Below are 18369 nucleotides of genomic sequence, written 5' to 3' on the forward strand. Positions count from 1 at the left end.
TTTCGCTCGCAACTCAAATATTATTGGCTTCGTTCGAACTTCGACTAGCTTTGACCGTCTTTCCCGCGCCACCGACAAAGGGCGCGAAGATCATCGCGCCGGTCTCGTGAAGCAGCGCAGTCGCGCGGTCCAGCTCCTTCGTGCCCTCCTCGGCCTCATCGCTCCGCCCGGAGCGCAACAGCAGATCGGCGCGAACCGATCGGGCAAGACATTCCGGAATGCGCGCGTGCCGCTTGACCGCAACCGCAATCGCCTCGTCGACGGCGGACAACGCTGCCGCCGCATCTCCTTTCTGCCGATACGCGTTCGCCAGATCGGCGAGAATCCGTGCTTCGTTTTCAAGGCCGGCCTTGCGGGTTCGCGCGAAGTCGAGCGCGGCCGTCAGGTCCTCGATCGATGATGTGATCCGACCTGCCACCATATGGGACAGGCCGCGGCTGGCCTGGGCGTAGACGCGCAAATACGGATTGCCGCTCTTGACCGCGAGCGAGAAGGCGCGATCGGCGTGGTGCTGGGCCAGTCCGACGTCGCCTTCGGACCAGGCGAGGTCGATATAGGCGAGGCTCGGAATGACATAGTGAATGGCATCGACCTGGCTGCCATCCAGTTGCAGCACGCGATCGAGCAGCGGCCGGGCCTCGGACCCGCGCCCCAGCATCACGAGCGTCTGCCCGCGCATGGCGGTCAACCAGACCTCGACGTCGAATCCAAGCGTCTCCCGGTCCGACTTCACGATCTCCGAGGCGCGCGCGGCCGCCTCCATGTTCATCTGCAGCGCCTCCGACATCCGCCCCGAGAGCCGGAGCGCGTGGCAGAGAATGGCCTTCAGCGTGACCTGGACACTGGTGTCGGTGCCGGTGTCGGCAAGCGCCTTGGCTTCCAGCACCCGCTCGACATATTCGTCGGCCGAGCCGCCATTCGCCAAAATCCGGCCGTAGGCAGCGTGAATCAGCGTGTTGGCGCGCAGGTCCCCCATCGCGAGCGCGAGGCCGCGGGCTTCCTCGAAATAGACCTGCGCATCGGCGGCGGAAATTCCTTCGCGCCAGCCGAAATTCACGATCTGGCCACAGGCCATCATCTTCAGATAGTCGGTCATTTGCGACGGGGGCTGGTGCGTCAGCAGTTCACGCACCTTCTTCCAGCTTCGCAAGGCTTGACTGGGATCGTTCGCACCGACCCAGACCGCCGCACGCATGTGCTGCTGCGCCGCCTTCAAATGTTCGCCGGCATGCTCCCAGTGGTAGGCGAGAAGCGATGCCCGTTCCTCGGCGCGATCCTTGAACAGCTTCTCGATCGCCTGCGCGACGGCCGCGTGAAGCTCGCGGCGCCGTTCGTGCAACAGCGACAGATAGGCGACTTCCTGGATCAGCGGATGACGAAACGCGATCAGCCGCTGCTCAAAGGGGGGCACGTCGTAGAGCAATTCGGCGCGTCGCAAATGTCCCACGGCTTCCAGCAGCTCGGCCTTCGCCAGTCCGGCAACGGCATCGAGAACCGACAACGAAATCTCGCGCCCGGCAACCGAGGCGACCTCGAGGGCCCTTTTTGCGTGTTCGTCGAGGCGATCGATGCGCGCCGCGACCACGGCCTGCACGGTCGTCGGAAGCGGGATTGTGTCGATGCCGCCCTTCAGCCGGTACGCGCCCTTCTCGCCCTCGAAGTCGCCGCGCTCGACGAGGGCGCTCATGAGCTCTTCCAGGAAGAACGGATTGCCGTGCGCGCGCTCGACGATGTTCCGGCTCAACAGCGCCAGCGACGGGTCGGTACCAAAATGATCGCGCAAGATCGATTGCGCCTCCGCGGGCCCAAGCGGAGCCATGTTGATCTGCCGGTAATGCGACCGCTGCATCAGCGGCGCGCTCAATCCGGCCCTGAAATTGACCAGCAGCATCGTCGTGGTTCCGACCACGGCGTCGGCAAGGGCCTCGACGAACTCCTCGCTCGCCGGATCGATCCAGTGCAGATCGTCGATCAGGACGACCGTCACATTGTCACGAGGTGCGGCGCGTACCAGTTCGCCGACGAAATCGAGCAATTGGGCCTTGCGGGCCTTGGGATCCAGTTTCGGCGCGGGCTGGTGCGGGTCCGCCAGACCGAGGAATTCCAGCAGCACGGGTGCCAGATGATCGGAGACCGGCATTGCCGCCAGCCGGTCGAAGATACGGCGGCGCGAAACGTCCGGCGCTTCCTCCTTGATGCGAAGCCCGAAAATATCCCGAAGCAGCGCCAGCACCGGCTGAAACGGCGTTGCGCGGCCGTGCGCGAGCACACGCGCCTCGAAGACGCGGATGCCCTTGCTGCGACAACTCTCGGCAAATTCGAAGCAAAGGCGACTCTTTCCAATGCCGGCTTCGCCAACGACACCGATCACCCGGCCATCTCCCTTGCGGGTGTTCTCGAGTTCAGCTGTCAGCGCCGCAAACTCGTCGGCGCGGCCGGTCAAGGGACTCAACCGTCGTCCGGTCCGGAACACACCGCTCGACGGCGCATGCTGAAGGCCCCTCAGCCTGAGCACCTCGACGGGAGCCGCGAGCCCCCGAATGGCCTGCTCTCCAAGCGACTCCACCTCCACGAACTGCTTCGCGACAGCGTAGGTTTCCCTCGAGACCAGAATGGTGCCGGGCTCGGCAAGGTGCTCCAGTCGACTGGCGAGGTGCACGTTCGCGCCCGCGGCATCATAGGTTTGATAGATGCCGTGCTCGATGGCCTGGAAGACGACCTCACCGGTATGGACGCCGACGCGGATTTGCATATCGACGTCATGCAGGCGCTTGACGTCATCCTGCATCGCCAACGCCGCGAGACAGCCCCGAACGGCGTGATCCTCATGAGGCTGCGGGGCGCCGAACATCGCCATGACGCCGTCGCCCTGGGCCTTGTTGACGACGCCGCCGTAGCGGTGAACGGCTTCGTTCATCAGGTCGAGCACCGGCTGCAAGCGCCGCATGCCCAGTTCGGGATCTCCGAGGCTATCGATGATGCCCGTCGAGTTGCTGATATCAGCGAAAAGGATCGTGAGGCGCTTCCGCTCCCCACCCTTGGCATGCAGGCTCCTCAGCGCATGCTCGTGCGACGGCTGAACCCGGGTCGCGTCAATCGCCGTCGCCAACGCAGCGCCGCACTTTCCGCAAAAGCGGCTGCTTGATCCGTTCAGGTGGCCGCAAGCTTCACACGTAATTCCGAGAGAGGCCCCGCACCCTTCGCAATACTCATTGGTCGCCCTGTTCTGACAACCGCAACGCAAACATTGCATCGTAGGCCTCTTGAAGAGAGCTGCAGACGCAGGCAACCGCAACAAGTCTTAAAAACAACGCGACAAATATCCACAATCGGGCATCGCTGTGAAGCTTAGCAAAGCTGCCTGCACCTGTCGTGCCATTTTATGACGCACGTGCAGATTGCGCCACAACGGCAGTCGACGCCGCATCCGATCACAAGTTGCGTGGCCGTTGGCGTCGAGCACACAGGTTGCATTGGCTAGGTCTGCAACGCGTGGCTCTCATGGCCGAAATAGGCGCGCTCGAGCCGATGCGCGAGGTCGCTCTCTCCGGTCGGCGCCTCCAGCGCGATCGCACCCTGCACCAGCGCGTAGACGCGATCGGCACAGGCGAGTGCCTTCTCCAAGAGCTGCTCGACCAGCAGCACGGAGGTACCCTGCTCGCGCAGCCGGCCGATGACGTTGAGGACGCGATCGACCAGCACCGGCGACAGTCCCGCGGACGGCTCGTCGAGCATCAACAACCGCGGCCGGCGAACCAGGCCCTGCGCCACCGTCAGCATCTGCTGCTGCCCGCCCGACAGCGCGCCGCCGCGTTCATGCCGCTTCTCGGCGATCTCGGGAAAGAACGCCAACGCCTCCTCGATGCGCACGGCACGCTCGGCGCGCGGCAGGTCATAGCCGGCGAGCAGCAAATTGTCGGTCACCGATATCTGCGTGAACACGCGATGTCCCTCGATCACATGCACGAGCCCGGCCCGCGCGGCATCGCGCGGCGTGGCGTTGGTCATGTCGCGGTCGCCGAACCGGACCTGTCCGGCAGTGACGGGCAACAGTCCGGACATCGCGCGCAGCAGTGTGGTCTTGCCGGCACCGTTGGGCCCGAGCAGCGCCACGACCTCGCCGGTGGCAATCGTGATGTTGATGCCGTGCAGCACACGGATCTTGCTGTAGCCGGACTGCAGCCCATTGACCGCGAGCAACGGTTCAGCCGCCGAGATAGGCACTGACGACCTCCTTGTGGATGCGGATCTCCGCCGGGGTTCCCGCCGCCAGCGTCCGGCCCAGATTGAGCACGGTGACCTGGTGGCAGATATCGAAGATCAGATCGGCATGGTGCTCGACCAGCAGCACACCGGTACCGCGGCCGCAGACCGCCTTGATCAGGCTGGCGAGCCGCTCGATCTCGTCATTGGAGAGACCCGCGGCGGGCTCATCGAGCAGCAGGAAGTCCGGATCGAGCATCAGCGCCCGCGCGATCTCGATGAAGCGCAATTCGCTGTGCTGCAGGCGATCGGCGCGTATGTCGGCGAGCGCCTCGAGGCCGACGACGCCGAGCAGCGCGTGCGCCTTTGCCGCGAGCAGACGCTCGTCGGCGCCGTTGCGCGGCAGTGCGAGCATCGCCTCGACGAAATTGGCCCGGCCCTCGATCGAGCCGCCGATCATGACGTTCTCCAGCACCGAGGCTTCGCCGATCACGCGCGGCGTCTGGAAGGTGCGTGCGATGCCGCACGCGGCGCGCTTGACCGGCTGGCCCGCGGCCAGGACTTCGCCGCCAAGCGTCATGGTGCCGGCTTTGGCGGCGTAATAGCCCGAGATCACGTTGAGCGTCGTGGTCTTGCCGCTGCCGTTCGGTCCGATCAGACCGTGGATCGCGCCGGGCGCGATATCGAGATCGAGACCATCGATCGCCTTCACATTGCCGAAGCTCAGCGCGATGCCGCGCAGCTGCAGCGTCTTGCCGCCATCCCTGCGGCGCACGATGTCGGCGAGTGCAGCGGGACGCGGAACGATGGCGCGGTTGCTGGCGAGCGGCCGGCGGTTGCGGAAATCGAGCAGCGCCGCGATGCCACCGGGCATCACCAGCACGATCACGAGCAGCAGCACCGCGTAGAGGAAGGTCGACCAAGCCGCGAGCGGCGCCGCGATCTCGGGCAGGATGGTCAGGATGATGGTGCCGAGCATGGGCCCGAGGATCGAGCCGCGGCCGCCGATCAGGATCGCGATGAAGAACAGCACCGAGAGATCGAAGGTGAACGCATCGGGCGTGATGTAGGTCTGCAGGGTCGCGAACAATCCGCCGGCGATCGCCGCCAGCGCGCCGGCGAACAGGAAGATCGCGATCAGCATTTTCGGCTTGGAGATGCCGCTGGCCTCAGCGGCGACCTCGGCGTCGCGCACCGCGATCAGCGCGCGGCCGAACCGGCTGTGCGCGACATTGGCGCTCATCCAGGTGGTCAGCGCGGCGAAGGCGATGCAGAGGGCGTAGAACCCCCACGGCGTGTTGAACGGCGCCGGGAATTCGGGACCGGCAATGCCGATGCCGCCGCCGGTCACGCTCTGCCAGGCCAGCGCGATCTGGGTCACGATGGTTGCAAAGCCAAGCGTCGACATGGCGAAGTAGAAGGTGCGCAGGCGCAGGGCCGGCAGGCCGACGACCACGCCGAAGATCGCGCCGATCAGGCCGGCGATCGGCAAGGCGACGAACACCGGAATCGCCGGCATCACGTTGCCGGCAACCAGCACGCTCGTCGTGTAGGCGCCGAGCGTCAGCAGCGCGACATAGCCGATCGCAAGGTGACCGGCAAAGCCGACCACCAGATTGAGGCCCGACACCAGCACCCAGTAGATCGCCATGCGGGTGCCGATCAGCACCCAGTAATCGTTGCTGACGAACGGCAGCAGCACCGCCGCCACCAGAATGCCGAGGAAGGGCAGGACGTGCGGCAGCGCGGCGCGCCACACGCCGCTGTCGGTTCGGGACGGAGTGGCCACGACCGACGTCATCACACCCTCCGCGCGGTCGAGGCGCCGAACAGCCCTTGCGGCGCGGCAAGCAGCACCACGATGAACAGCGTGAACACCGCGACCGAGGAGAAGATGCCGCCGACCAGGAAGTTCGCCGCCTGCTGGAACAGGCCGAGCGCCAGCCCGCCGATGATCGCGCCTCTGTTATTGCCGAGCCCGCCCAGCGCCACCGGCACGAAGCCGTAGAAGTTGAGCAGCGCGCCGTTGGCGAAGAAGGCGAGCAGCAACTGCCCGCCGGAAAACCCGGCGATGCCGCCGACCACGCCGGCGAGCGCGTAGCTCGCGACCCGCAGATTGCGCTCCGGCAGGCCGAGCGCCCGCGCCGCAAAATTATCCTCCGCGATGGCGAGGAACGCGCGGCCGACCAGGGTGCGGCGGTAGAGATATTCAAGGCCGACAATGGTGACGGCGCAGGCGAGGACCGGCAGCCAGAATTTCTCATCAAGGACGCCCTCGCCGAATCCTGCGATGCGCGGGAACGGTTGCGGCTCGGTGCCCCATTTGATCGCGGTGATCTGCTGGATCATCAGCGCGACCGCGAGGGTCGAGAGCACGTAGAGATGCTGGTCGAGGCTCTTGAGCACCGGCCGCACCGCGACGAATTCGGTGATGATTCCGATCACCGCGCAGCAGAGCAGCGTCAGCACGAAGCCGACGGCAATGGGCAGGCCGAGCTTCAGCGTGAACATCGAGCCGAACACGCCGCCCAGCATCGCCAGCTGGCCGGCGGTGAAGCTCATCACCCGCGAGGTCGAGAACATCGTGTTGTAGGTGACGCCGACGAGCGCGTAGATCGCGCCCGCCGCGAGACCGGATGCGAGGATCGAGGCCAGCATCGGCTGCGCCCTCGCCCTTCTATGTATACCCCGGCGCCAGCGCGAAGGTGCCGTCCTTGGCGGTAGAGGCTTCCGACATCACGATCTCTTCGGTTAGATAGCCGTTGTGCTCGGTCGGCGAGAAGCGGTAATTGCCGAAATAGCCGGGATAGGTCGACAGCATGTTCCAGTACTTGATGATGCCGGCGCTGTCTGTCGAGCCGCTTTCGGCGACCGCCTTGGCGATCAGCTCGATGCAATCGATGCCGCCCGCGACCCACCACAACAGCGTGTCGTTCAGCGCGATGTTGGCCTTGGTCAGGCGCGCGACCAGGTCCGCGCTCTTCGGCGGCAGCTTGCCGGCGCCGTCATAGCTGCAGCTCTTGTAGCCGATCGCGTAGACCTTCTTCCAGTTCTCCGGCTTGGCGACCAGGCTCGCAAGCTCGCCCGACGCCATCGAGGGATGACCGACAAAGGGCACGTCCCAGTTCATCGCGGCGCGGGTGTTGAACATGCGCGCCTCCATGCCGGTCGAGACGCTCCACACCACGATCGCTTCCGCGCCGGCATTCTTGGCGCGCAGCATGTCCGGCGTCATGTCGGGCTGCGTGGCGTCGATATTGGCCTGATAGGCCACCTCGGCGCCGTCCTTCTTGAACGCCGCGACGGAGGCGCCGACCGCGGTGACGCCATAGCCGGTGGTGTCGCCGATCACCGCGACCTTCTTCACCTTGAGGATCTTGAGACAGTAATTGCGCACGGCATCGTCCCATTGGTTGTTCGACGGCGCGATGCGGAACGCATTGGGGAACTTGACCGGGTCGATCAGGGTCTCGACGACGCAGGGATGCAGGTCCGGCATCTTGGCGCGCGCCATGATCGGCGTCGTCGCCAGCGCCTCGCCCGAGTTCAGCGGACCCCAGATCGCGTGCACCTTGGCCTGGCTAATCAGCTCCTGCGTCGCGTTCACCGCCTTGGTCGGATCGCCCTGGGTGTCGCGCATCACGAGCTCGATCTTGCGGCCCTTCACCCCGCCGGCGCCGTTGATGGCGTCGACCGCGAAGTTGACGCCGCGATTGAAGCCGACCGTCGGAGCCGAGCTCGGGCCGGTGATCGCCGCGAGACAGCCGATCTTGATCGGTTCCGACTGTGCGATGGCAGGCGCTGGGAAGGAAAATGATGCGGCGCCCAAAGCACCGGCGCTGCCCAACAAAACGTCACGGCGTGAAATAGCCATGTGATGCCTCCCTGTTTCCCTCTCGGCGCCCGTCGTTTGTTGCGGGACGTCCGTTCATTGATTGTCCGCGCGCTCAAGGGCCGCGGTTATGCGGGCCAAGTCTGGGCCGGATGCGAAGCTCTTGTCCAGCCCCGCGGACGACATTGGGCTTCGCCAAACTTTCATGGCCGAGGCCGCCGTGTCCAGTAGCCGGCATTGACCGCACCGACGGGTATCTCGCCGGCGACGATCTTCGCGACCTGGCGTACCGTCTCCGACGATTGATGCTCGATCGCCTGCGGCGTCAGGCCGCCGACATGCGGCGTTGCGATCACATTGTGCAGCTTCGCAAGCTCGGGCGTCGGCATCTGGTCCGGCGCGCGGCCGACATCCATCGCGGCACCCGCAATGCGGCCATCGCGCAGCGCGGCCGACAGCGCCGCCTCGTCGACGAGGTTTCCGCGCGAAAGGTTGATGAAGAATGCGTGCTTCGGCATCCGCGCCAGCGCGGCCTGCCCGATCAGGTTCTCGGTCTGCGCGTTGGCGATCGCGAGACAGACAACGTAGTCGGCGCGTGCCAGCAGATCGTCGAGCGGCAGATGCCCGATCGCCGCATCATCGATCGTTACGTAGGGATCGGCGACCAGCACATTCATGCCGAGCACTTTTGCGATCCCGGCAAGATAGCGCCCGATGCTGCCATAGCCTATGATGCCGATCGCGCTTCCCGCCAGCTGGCGGCCCATCACGACCTCGGGCGCCCTGCCCGCGTGATAATCCGCGGTGGCGCGCGAGACGCCGCGCGACAGATCGACCATGAAGCCGAGCGCGAGCTCGGCGACCGACTGGACGAAGCCGGCGCTCGCCTGCGTCACCAGCACGCCGGCGGCGGAGGCCGCAGCCACGTCGATGTTGCGGATGTCAACCGCGCAGCGCACGAACGCGCGCAGCTTCGGCAGCTGCGGAAAGATCTCCCCTCGCCCCTGCGTCATGCGGTCGGCGACGATGATGTCGACATCGGCCGCGGCCTCGACCAGCGCCGCCGCATCGAGCGCGTCCTCGCCCTCGTGCAGCATGACGTCGGCGACCGCGCGCAGGCCGTTCAGGCTGCGCTCGCCATAATAGTCGCGGCGCATCTGCGGGGTATGGGCAAGCAGCACCTTCACGATCCCACCCCCCTAGTAGCCGAGCGCATGCGGCAAGGCCGTGCTGATGGCGGGCACGAAGGCGATCACCAGCAGGCACAGCAACAGCAGGCCGAGATAACCCGCGATCGGCTTGATGGTCTGCTCGATCGGCACGTTGCCGATCAGGCAGGCGCCGTAGAGCCCAAGGCCGAGTGGCGGAGCAAAGAGCCCGAGCCCCATCGCGATCACAAGCACGACGCCGAAATGCAGCGGATCGATGCCGAGCTTGACGGCAACCGGCAGCAGCAGCGGGCCGAAAATGATCAGCGCCGCGGCGCCTTCGAGCACCGAGCCCATCACCACCAGCACCAGGATCGACAGCAGCATGAACAGCCAGACGCCGTGGCTGCCCGAGATCGCCAGCATGAGGTCGCCGACGGCATGCGGCACCTGCTGCAGCGTCAGGATGAAGGCCAGCGATTGCGCCGCGGCGACGATGAACAGCACCAGCCCCGAACGAACAGCCGCATGCACGAAGCAATGCGCCAGACTCCTCGCACCGAGCTCGCGGAACAGCAGGCTGCCGACGGCGATGGCGTAGACCGCGGCGAAGGCGGAAATCTCGGTCGCGGTGGCAAAGCCGCTCTTGAAGCCGAAGAAGATCATGAAGATCAGCCCGAACGAGGCGGTCGCACCGGTCCAGAGCCCGGATACCGCGACGCGCGGCTCGGCTTCCACGTTCGTGGCAGGACGCTTGCCGAAGATGATCGACACCGCGATCAGCGCCAGCGCCATCAGCGCGGCCGGCAACATGCCGGCGACGAACAGTCCGCCGATCGACAGGTTGGCGACGAAGCCGAGGATGATGAGGTTGATGCAGGGCGGAATCGTCTCCGCCATGACAGCGGAGGCGGCGAGCAGCGCCACCGCTCCGCCCGGGTTCTGCCGCGAGCGGCGCGCCGCCGGGATCAGCACCGAGCCGACCGCTGCAACGTCGGCCATCTTGGAGCCCGAGATGCCGGAGAACAGCACCATCGACATCACCATGACGACGTTGAGCCCGCCGCGCATCCGTCCGACCGCGCGCTGCAGCAGCTCGATCAGCCGGACCGACATGCCGTTGGCTTCCATCAGGTAGCCGACCAGGATGAAGAACGGGATCGCGAGCAGCACGAAATTGTCGATGCCGCGCGCCATCTGCTGGGCGAAGATCACGCCGGGCAGCGTGCCCTCGACCCAGATGAAGATCAGCGCCGCCAGCGCCAGCGCAAAGCCGATCGGCAGTCCGCCGAACAGCGTGAGGAAGAAGCCGATCAGCATCAACGCCTGCGATGACGGCACGGACGACGGCGCCAGCGCATCCCAGGCCAGATAGAGACCCACGATGACGGCGGTCGCGACGATGGCTGCCGCCATGTCACGCAGCGGCCGGCCACAGAACGTCTCGAACGCGAAGACCGTCATGAACGCTGCCCCGATGCCCATCGGATAGAACGTCCATTCCAGCGGCAGGCCGGAGCCCGAGGTCTGGCCGGTGGTCAGCCAGCCCATCTTGACGGCATTGAACGCGACATAGCCGGCGATGATGGTGACAAGCAGCGCACCGACCGCATCGACCACCCGCCGCACGCCCGGCGGCAGCATGTTGACGAAGAAGGCGACGCCGAGATTTTCGGCGCGGGCGAGCGCGCTTGCCGCGCCGAAAAAGCTCGACCCGACCATCAGGCCGCGGGCGACGTCGTCGGACCATTCGACCGGCGCGTTGAACAGGAAGCGGGCCAGCACCGCGACGCAGACCACCACGAGATCGGCGGCAAGCAGGAGCGCGGCGATCGCGTCGCTGACGGCGAGCAGCGGTGCCGTGATCCGATCGGCGCTGCTTCTCGCCTCGACTGCGGCGACTGACATGCGCCGACCTCAGGCCTGGGTGGCGCGGATCAGGTCGACGACAGCCTTGGCCTCGGGCCGCGCCTTGATGAAATTGTCGGTCTGCGGCAGCACGCGCTTGCGGAACGCCTCCTTGTCGCATTCGACGACGGTGACGCCCTTCTCCACCAGCGCCGCCAGCGCCTCCTTCTCCACCGCAAGGCCGTGCGCGCGGGCGTCGATCGCGGCCTTGTTCGCCGCATCGAGGAAGCCTTCGCGCAGCTTGGGAGCCATGCGGTTGAAGCTGGTGTCGCTGAAATAGACCGCGAGCGGCGAGAAGATGTGCTGGGTCAGCGCATAGTGCTTCGCGGTCTCGTAGAACTTGCTCGCCAGGATGGTCGGCGGATCGTGTTCAAGGCCGTCGAGCACGCCGGCCTGCAGCGCCGTATAGATCTCGCCGAACGCCAGCGGCGTCGCGGCGGCACCCATCAGCCGCAGGCATTCGGTGATGATCGGATTGGGCAAGGTGCGGATTTTCAGGCCCGCGAGATCCTCCGGCGTCTTCACCGGCTTCTTCGCCAGCACGCTGCGCGCACCGAAATTATAGGCCCAGCCGATGATGTGAATGCCGGCGCCCTTGAGCAGCGCAGCCTCGATCGGCTTCGCCGCGCCGGCGTCGAACGCCTTGGTCTGTTGCTGGAAGCTGGTGAAGAGGTAACCGAGGTCGAAGGTGCCGACCAGCGGCACGAGATTCGCCGAGATCGACGAGCCGGACACCATCAGGTCGATCACCCCTAGCTTCACCGAGTTGATGACGTCGATCTCCTGGCCGAGCTGGTTGTCGGGGAAGAAGGTGACCTCGATCTGCTCGCCGAGCCCGTTCGCCTTCAGACTCTTGACCAGATTGTCGTAGTAGACGCGGCCATTGGCGTATTTGGGATCGTTCGGAAGCGACGACGAGCATCGCATTTTCATCACCGCAGCCTCGGCGCCGCCGATGATCGCGGGCGCGGCGGCAAGCCACGCGGTCGCTGCGACCGACGACTGCAGCACAATGCGGCGGCTCACGCGGTTCGACGTCATGATGGTGCTCCTCCCCGGGGACGGATCTTTATTGTGTTGGCCACCCGCCTGACGGCGTGAGCTTGGCAGCCGATTTGTCATAATGTATGACAAAACGGATACGGTTGTGCAAGGGCGCGGCTCGGCGGCGGCGCAGGCTGCAACCGCAGCGAGGACCTCGATGTTCCAGACATCCAACGCGTTGCGTCGAAGCGTGCACAGCCAGGTCACCGACCGCGTCGGCAGCAGCATCGTGCGCGGCGAGATCGGCGTCGGCGAAACGCTGCCGCCGGAAATCCGGATCTGCGAGATGATGGACGTCAGCCGCACCGTGGTGCGCGAGGCGATCCGCACCTTGACCGGCAAGGGCCTGATCGAGTCGCGGCCCAAGAGCGGCACGCGGGTTCGGCCGCCCGAGCAGTGGAATCAGCTCGATCCCGACGTGCTGCGCTGGCACCTCGAGACCGCGGAGATCGACCGTTACCTCGCCAAGCTGTTCCAGCTGCGCGCCGCGGTCGAGCCGGCCGCGGCAGCGCTCGCGGCGACCCATGCCGAGGAGGTCGACATCGCCCGCATCCGCGCCGGATGCGACGGCATGGACGCTGCAGAGAGCAACGAAGAGTTCGTCGCCGCCGACATCGCGTTCCACCAGGCGATCTATTTCGCCACCCGCAACGAATTCTTCTGGCCGATCGCGCAGATGTTCGAGATCACGCTGCGCCAGAGTTTTACGATCGCAGCACCGGGCTCGCACCGTCCGCGGGCACTGCGCGAGCACCGCGCGGTGCTGGACGCAATCGCCGCCGGAGATGCGGAGACGGCGCGCACAGCCACGGTCGTGCTGCTGACGAATTCCGCCGACGACCTGGTACGCATTCGCGGCAGGGAGTTCGAGACGCCACGTCCAGCCAAGCGCCGATGATGTTGGTGACTGCGGTCGTGATGCGCTCACTGCTTCCACATGGTCGTCCTGGCGAAAGCAGGGACCCCATACGCCGCGGCCGATGTTGTCGGTGGGACTCGTCGTTCCAGCGTTGCGCAACCTAGCTCAGCGGTGGTTATGGGTCCCGGCCCCCCGTGTGCAATTGCGCACCAGGCCGGGACGACAGCGAATGTGTGGTGCCGCTTGCAGATCAAAAATGGGCATCAGTGATTGACGCGTGAGCGAGGCACCGCCGGAAGGGTTCCCTCCCCCTTGCGAGAGTGGGAGCCGCGCGGCGTGCTCGCCTCACCGTCATTCCGCGCCTGCCACGAGAGTCGACCCGCACACGGGCCTGTGACCATAGTTGAAGGCTGCGACGACGAAACTTCTGGATTGTTGGCCGCATAGACGCCAAGACAGGAGCGCTATTCTGCGAAGGTTTCATTGATGCACGACGTCTCGATCCCGGCGGCCCTGATCGCCGGTCTGGTCAGCTTCCTCTCGCCCTGCGTGCTGCCGCTGGTGCCGCCCTATCTGATCTATTTGACCGGCGCGACCATCGAGCAGGTCAACCAGGACGGCGCCACCGCGGCTTCCAAGCGCGCGGTGATGACGGCGGCGCTGATGTTCGTGCTCGGCTTCTCCACCGTGTTCGTCGCGCTCGGCGCCAGCGCCTCCTTTGTCGGCGGGCTGGTGCGCGCCTGGTCGGCCGAGCTCTCGATCCTGGCGGGCATCGTCATCATCATCATGGGCCTGCACTTCCTCGGCGTGACCCGGATCGGCCTGCTGATGCGCGAGGGGCGGCTGACCGCGCCGAAGCCGGTCGGGCTGTGGGGCGCCTACGTCATGGGCCTTGCCTTCGCCTTCGGCTGGACGCCATGCATCGGGCCGATCCTCGCCGCGATCCTCTCGATCGCGGCCGCGGAGGCCACGGTGACGAAGGGCGCCGGCCTGCTCGCGGTCTATTCCGCCGGGCTCGGCATCCCGTTCCTGCTTGCGGCCTTCATGGTCAAGCAGTTCTCCTCGCTGTTCGCGCGGATGAAGCGCCATCTCGACACCGTCGAGCGGGTGATGGGCGTGCTGATGGTGGTCACCGGCATCGGCTTCCTGACCGGCGCAGTCTCGAGCGTCAGCGTCTGGCTGCTGGAAACCTTCCCGGCGCTGCAAAATATCGGCTAGGCCTTCACGCCGACGCAGGGTGCCGTCGGCTGGCTTTTGGCCGCGCCATGTCGGACTATCGGGGAATCGCCGCAATCCTCACGGGGCACCGATGGGCCAGGATCGTCAGACACGCGCCAGCTGGCCGGTCTTCCGTTCGCTCAGGTCGTTCCGGCCAAGCGACCTGCCGGGTGACCTGATCGCCGGGCTGACGCTCGCCGCGATTGCGATCCCGGAGCAGATGGCGACCGCGCGGCTCGGCGGCTTCTCGCCGCAGATCGGCTTCTTCGCCTTCATGGCCGGCTCTATCGGCTTTGCGATGTTCGGCGCCAACCGCTTCCTGTCCTGCGGCGCCGACTCCACGATCACGCCGATCTTCGCCGGCGGCCTCGCGCTGATGGCGACCGCCGGCTCGCCGGACTATCAGGCGCTCGCGATGGCGCTGGCGCTGATGGTCGGCGCGATCATGATCGCCGGCAGCCTGTTCAAGCTCGGCTGGATCGCCAATTTACTGTCGACCCCGGTGACGGTCGGCTTCCTCGCCGGCATCTCGGTCCACATCCTGGTCTCGCAATTGCCCGGCGTGCTCGGCCTGACCACGCCGGACGGGCCGACGCTCTACAAGCTCGGGGTGCTCACCGAGGAGATCGGTCAAACCAATTTCTACACGCTGGCGATCGGCCTCGGCGTGCTGGCGCTGGTCGCCGGATCGGAGAAGATCAGCGCACGCATTCCGGGCGCGCTGATCGGCCTTGTCGTGGCCACCGTCGCCGTGATCGCTGGCCATCTCGAAAGCAAGGGCGTCAAGGTGGTCGGCACCGTGCCCGGGACGCTGCCGACGCCATCGTTTCCGGACATCGCGCCGGAGCGATGGATCAAGCTGTTGTCGCTGGCGATCCTGATCGCGGTTGTCGTCATGGTGCAGACCGCGGCGACGACGCGCTCGTTCCTGTCCGATCCGGACAAGCCGGCCGACGTCGATCGCGACTTCCTCGGCGCCGGTGCCGGCAGCCTCCTGTCCGGGCTGTTCGGCGCCTTTCCGGTCAACGCCAGCCCGCCGCGGACCGGCATCGTGTCGGAGACCGGCGGACGCACGCAGCTCTCGGGGCTGTTTGCCGCGGCCATCGTGCTCGCGCTGCTCGCGTTCGGCGCTACGCTGCTGCGGCACGTGCCCGACGCGGCACTCGGGGGCGTGCTGCTGTTCGTGGCGCTGCGCATCATCCGCGTCACGCAGATCGTCGCGATCTTCCGCCAGTCGTTCTATGAATTCCTGCTGGTGGTGGCGACGGCAGCCGCGATCATCGTGCTGCCGATCGAGCAAGGCGTCGCCGTCGGCATCGCCTTGTCGCTGCTGCACGGCATCTGGACCACGACGCGCGGCCAGCTGGCCGAATTCGTCCATGTGCCCGGCACCACGATCTGGTGGCCGACGGGCCCGCACGTCACAGGCGAGCGCACGTCCGGCATTGCCGTCGTCGGCCTGCAGGCGCCATTGTCGTTCCTCAACGCGGAAAGCTTCCACAGCGGCGTGCTCCAGGCCATCGGCGGGGCGACGCCCAAGCCGCGGCTGCTGGTGATCGAGGCCAGCGGCATGATCGAGATCGATTTCACGGCGGCGCAAGCGCTGCGCGACCTATTTCGCGAATGCCGCGATGAGGGCGTGACGGTGGCGGTGGCGCGGCTCGAATCCGAGCGCGCGCAGGATGCGTTCGAGCGCTTCGATCTCTACGAGGTGTTGCCGCGGGACCATGTCTTCCACAGCGTCGACGAAGCGGTCCGCACGCTCGGCGGACAGGCGTAGAGGTTGGTGAGATCAGTAGCCCGCATGAGCGAAGCGATACCCGGGAAACCGTTCCCGCATATCGCTTCGCTCATGCGGGCTACGCACGATCCTCCGTCATTGCGCGCAAAGCGAAGCAATCCATCGTGTGGCATATGCGGAAGCATGGATTGCCTCGTCGCTATCGCTCCTCGCAATGACGGAGCTACAAATTTAGGGCGACTCAGCTGCGTAGCCCGGATGGAGCGAAGCGCAATCCGGGATCTTCTCGCGCGTTGATAAATCGTCCCGGATTTCGCTTACACTCCATCCGGGCGACTGGACGACCTCAGGCCTGCTCACCCTCGAGCGTCGGATGCTCCCTCAGGACCTCCGCCTTGATCGAGCCGGCGTGGATGGCACGCAACAGCGCCCGCCCCGTCTTGATGTTATTGGCCTTCATGCAGAGGCCGACGATCTCGCGCACCGCGGAATCTCGCACCAGCTCGTCGGAGATCCTCATCGCGGTCTCCATCGCGACCTTGGCGGCACGCTCGTAGCGATCACGCTCGATCTGCTGCTTCTTCGCTGAGCGCTTGTCGGGCGAGCCGACCGCCTCGGCACAGCCGGCGGCATCGCGGCAGATCGCACGGATCCGCTGCGCAGCTTCGATGTCGCCGAGCGGGTGCGCGACGGGATCGTCCCAGATATCCTTGTGCTCGTCCTTGCTGAACCACCACATCGCTGCACCTTGAAAGCACGGCAAACATAGCTGGCCTTGGCGCAACCTGTGAACCGCAGAGTCGACTCGGTGCCGAGCAAGAGGTGCACACTATGGCCCGGCGGCCACACCCGCGGCCGATCCGCGCGCGAATTGATGTCGAACTCATGGAATAAAGCCCGTTTCGGTTCTGATTGCGTCAGGGCCGAGGCTGCGGGGATTTCGCTCGCCGCGTTTTCACGCGAACCGCCGAGGCTCTAAGCCGATCGTTTCGGCCCGATCGCCTCGAACTGCGCCTTTTGCTCATCGCTGAGCGTGGCGTAGAAATTTTCGAGCGCGGCGCGGACATCCTTGACCGCCTGCAGCATGACGTCGAGCCGCTTGGCGACGAAGGCAAGACGTGCGGGCGGGGTCATCGCCTCATTGGTCTGGCACGCGGCCTTCAGCTTCCGCGCGGCGTCGGCGCTGGCATCCTGCAGCGCCTGGAGCGCACCGCGCTGGGCGTCGCTGAGCTGCAGCCGCGCCTCGATCTCGCCGGTCGGCCATTCCTGCATCGCCGGCTGTGCGGCGCCGCAGCTCTGGGCGACCGTCGCGTTCGGATCGCGCGCCGCGGCTTCCTTGCGCTGGTTCTCGGCAAGCGCGTTGAGCCGCGCTTTCTGCTCGTCATCGAGCAGGCCGTAGAATTTGTCCAGCGGAGGCTTCACGATTCCGACCGCGGTGACCATTGCTTCGATCCGCTGCTGCATGGCGGCGAGGCGGTTCGGGGCCGTCAACACCACCTGCGCGGGACATGCCGCGCGAATCACCTGGGCCGCCGCGAGCGACGCGTTGCCGAGCTCGCCGAGCGCCACCGATTGCGCTTCGGTCGGCTGCACCGTATCCGCGATCTGATCCACCGGCAGGCCGGCGACCGAACGGCTGTCATTGCCGCACATCTGCTCGATGCGCCCGCCGCCGCGGTAACGGCGGCCCGTCCGGCGCTCCGGCAGATAGGCCCTGAGATCGTCATACCCATAGGGCCCGAAGATGCCGGCATAGATGTCCGGATAGCCGTAGCCCCAGAATCCGATGTCGTCGCCCCAGATCGCGTAGTCGTAGATGTCGTTGTACGCGAACGGCCAGAACAGCGGGCCGACCCAGCCATAGCCGCCGCCGGGATGCTGCCACCAGCCGTTGGCCACCGCCCCGCCGTGCCAGCCGGCGAGCGCCGCAGCCGCGGCGATCTGCGCACGCGCCGCAGGGTTGCTCAACAGCCGGCCGTTGCGCAATGCGCCGTTGCGCGACAGCGAGTTGAACGCATTGCGCATATGGCCTGGTGCGATCGCGGCATTGCGCATCCGGCCGAAATTGCCGCCCCCGCGCGATGCGGAGGCGCCATGGCCGGCGAAGCCTGATCGCGAGATCCCGTGCGAGCGGCCGAACCCGCCATGATGGCCGCCGCCGAAATGCATGTGGCCGAAGCCATGCCCGCCGCGTCCATGGCCACCACCGTGGCCATGGCCACCGCCATGTCCTCCATGGCCGCCACCATGCCCACCGCCATGGCCGCCGCCGTGTCCGCCGCCGCCTCGGGCGATCGCGTCACCCGATAGCGCCATCGCAAGCACCACGACCGCAATTCCGATTGCCCGTCCGATCATGGCGTCCTCCCTCCGCGCACCACACACGTCGCGGCAACACAGCGCAGCACAAGAGAGA

General features: G+C 66.2%; 13 protein-coding genes. 3 read left to right on the top strand and 10 right to left on the bottom strand.

All coding sequences use genetic code 11. The features are described from left to right. Positions 1-13 precede the first annotated feature (13 nt). From ACZBJS_RS06960 to ACZBJS_RS06995, 8 genes are all read right to left on the bottom strand, one after another. Positions 14-3253 (bottom strand): AAA family ATPase, encoded by a 3240-nt coding sequence (locus tag ACZBJS_RS06960; protein WP_316393775.1) that lies wholly within the window; start codon positions 3251-3253, stop codon positions 14-16. Positions 3254-3477: 224 nt separating this feature from the next. Continuing rightward, complete coding sequence (locus ACZBJS_RS06965; protein WP_316393774.1) at positions 3478-4224, bottom strand: ABC transporter ATP-binding protein; 747 nt, start codon at positions 4222-4224, stop codon at positions 3478-3480. Further along, a complete protein-coding gene (locus tag ACZBJS_RS06970) occupies positions 4205-6004 on the bottom strand; it encodes a branched-chain amino acid ABC transporter ATP-binding protein/permease (RefSeq protein ID WP_463438604.1) in 1800 nt (599 codons plus the stop codon). Before ACZBJS_RS06970 ends, ACZBJS_RS06965 begins: the two co-directional genes overlap by 20 nt. After that, a complete protein-coding gene (locus tag ACZBJS_RS06975; protein ID WP_050385417.1) occupies positions 6004-6861 on the bottom strand; it encodes a branched-chain amino acid ABC transporter permease in 858 nt (285 codons plus the stop codon). The genes ACZBJS_RS06970 and ACZBJS_RS06975 overlap by 1 nt, the downstream gene beginning before the upstream one ends. A 19-nt stretch (positions 6862-6880) precedes the next feature. Continuing rightward, positions 6881-8077 (bottom strand): ABC transporter substrate-binding protein, encoded by a 1197-nt coding sequence (locus ACZBJS_RS06980; protein ID WP_316393772.1) that lies wholly within the window; start codon positions 8075-8077, stop codon positions 6881-6883. A 161-nt stretch (positions 8078-8238) separates the two neighbouring features. Beyond that, positions 8239-9222 (bottom strand): NAD(P)-dependent oxidoreductase, encoded by a 984-nt coding sequence (locus ACZBJS_RS06985; protein WP_316393771.1) that lies wholly within the window; start codon positions 9220-9222, stop codon positions 8239-8241. A 12-nt stretch (positions 9223-9234) separates the two neighbouring features. Then, positions 9235-11091 (bottom strand): TRAP transporter large permease, encoded by a 1857-nt coding sequence (locus ACZBJS_RS06990; RefSeq protein WP_463438605.1) that lies wholly within the window; start codon positions 11089-11091, stop codon positions 9235-9237. A gap of 9 nt (positions 11092-11100) precedes the next feature. Further along, positions 11101-12132, bottom strand: a complete 1032-nt coding sequence (locus ACZBJS_RS06995) for a TRAP transporter substrate-binding protein (protein ID WP_316393769.1) — start codon at positions 12130-12132, stop codon at positions 11101-11103. A 160-nt stretch (positions 12133-12292) separates the two neighbouring features. On the opposite strand from ACZBJS_RS06995, the gene ACZBJS_RS07000 reads away from it, so the two are divergent. From ACZBJS_RS07000 to ACZBJS_RS07010, 3 genes are all read left to right on the top strand, one after another. Beyond that, positions 12293-13033, top strand: a complete 741-nt coding sequence (locus tag ACZBJS_RS07000) for a FadR/GntR family transcriptional regulator (protein WP_316393768.1) — start codon at positions 12293-12295, stop codon at positions 13031-13033. 447 nt (positions 13034-13480) lie between these two features. Further along, positions 13481-14212 (top strand): cytochrome c biogenesis CcdA family protein, encoded by a 732-nt coding sequence (locus ACZBJS_RS07005; protein ID WP_016846251.1) that lies wholly within the window; start codon positions 13481-13483, stop codon positions 14210-14212. Positions 14213-14303: 91 nt separating this feature from the next. After that, positions 14304-15992 (top strand): SulP family inorganic anion transporter, encoded by a 1689-nt coding sequence (locus ACZBJS_RS07010; protein ID WP_463438606.1) that lies wholly within the window; start codon positions 14304-14306, stop codon positions 15990-15992. 307 nt (positions 15993-16299) lie between these two features. On the opposite strand, the gene ACZBJS_RS07015 is transcribed toward ACZBJS_RS07010, so the two are convergent. Next, positions 16300-16692, bottom strand: a complete 393-nt coding sequence (locus ACZBJS_RS07015; RefSeq protein WP_092088648.1) for a hypothetical protein — start codon at positions 16690-16692, stop codon at positions 16300-16302. Positions 16693-16928: 236 nt separating this feature from the next. Next, a complete protein-coding gene (locus tag ACZBJS_RS07020; RefSeq protein ID WP_316393760.1) occupies positions 16929-18311 on the bottom strand; it encodes a Spy/CpxP family protein refolding chaperone in 1383 nt (460 codons plus the stop codon). Positions 18312-18369: the final 58 nt, after the last annotated feature.

The organism is Bradyrhizobium sp. KZN70725, from assembly GCF_055264925.1.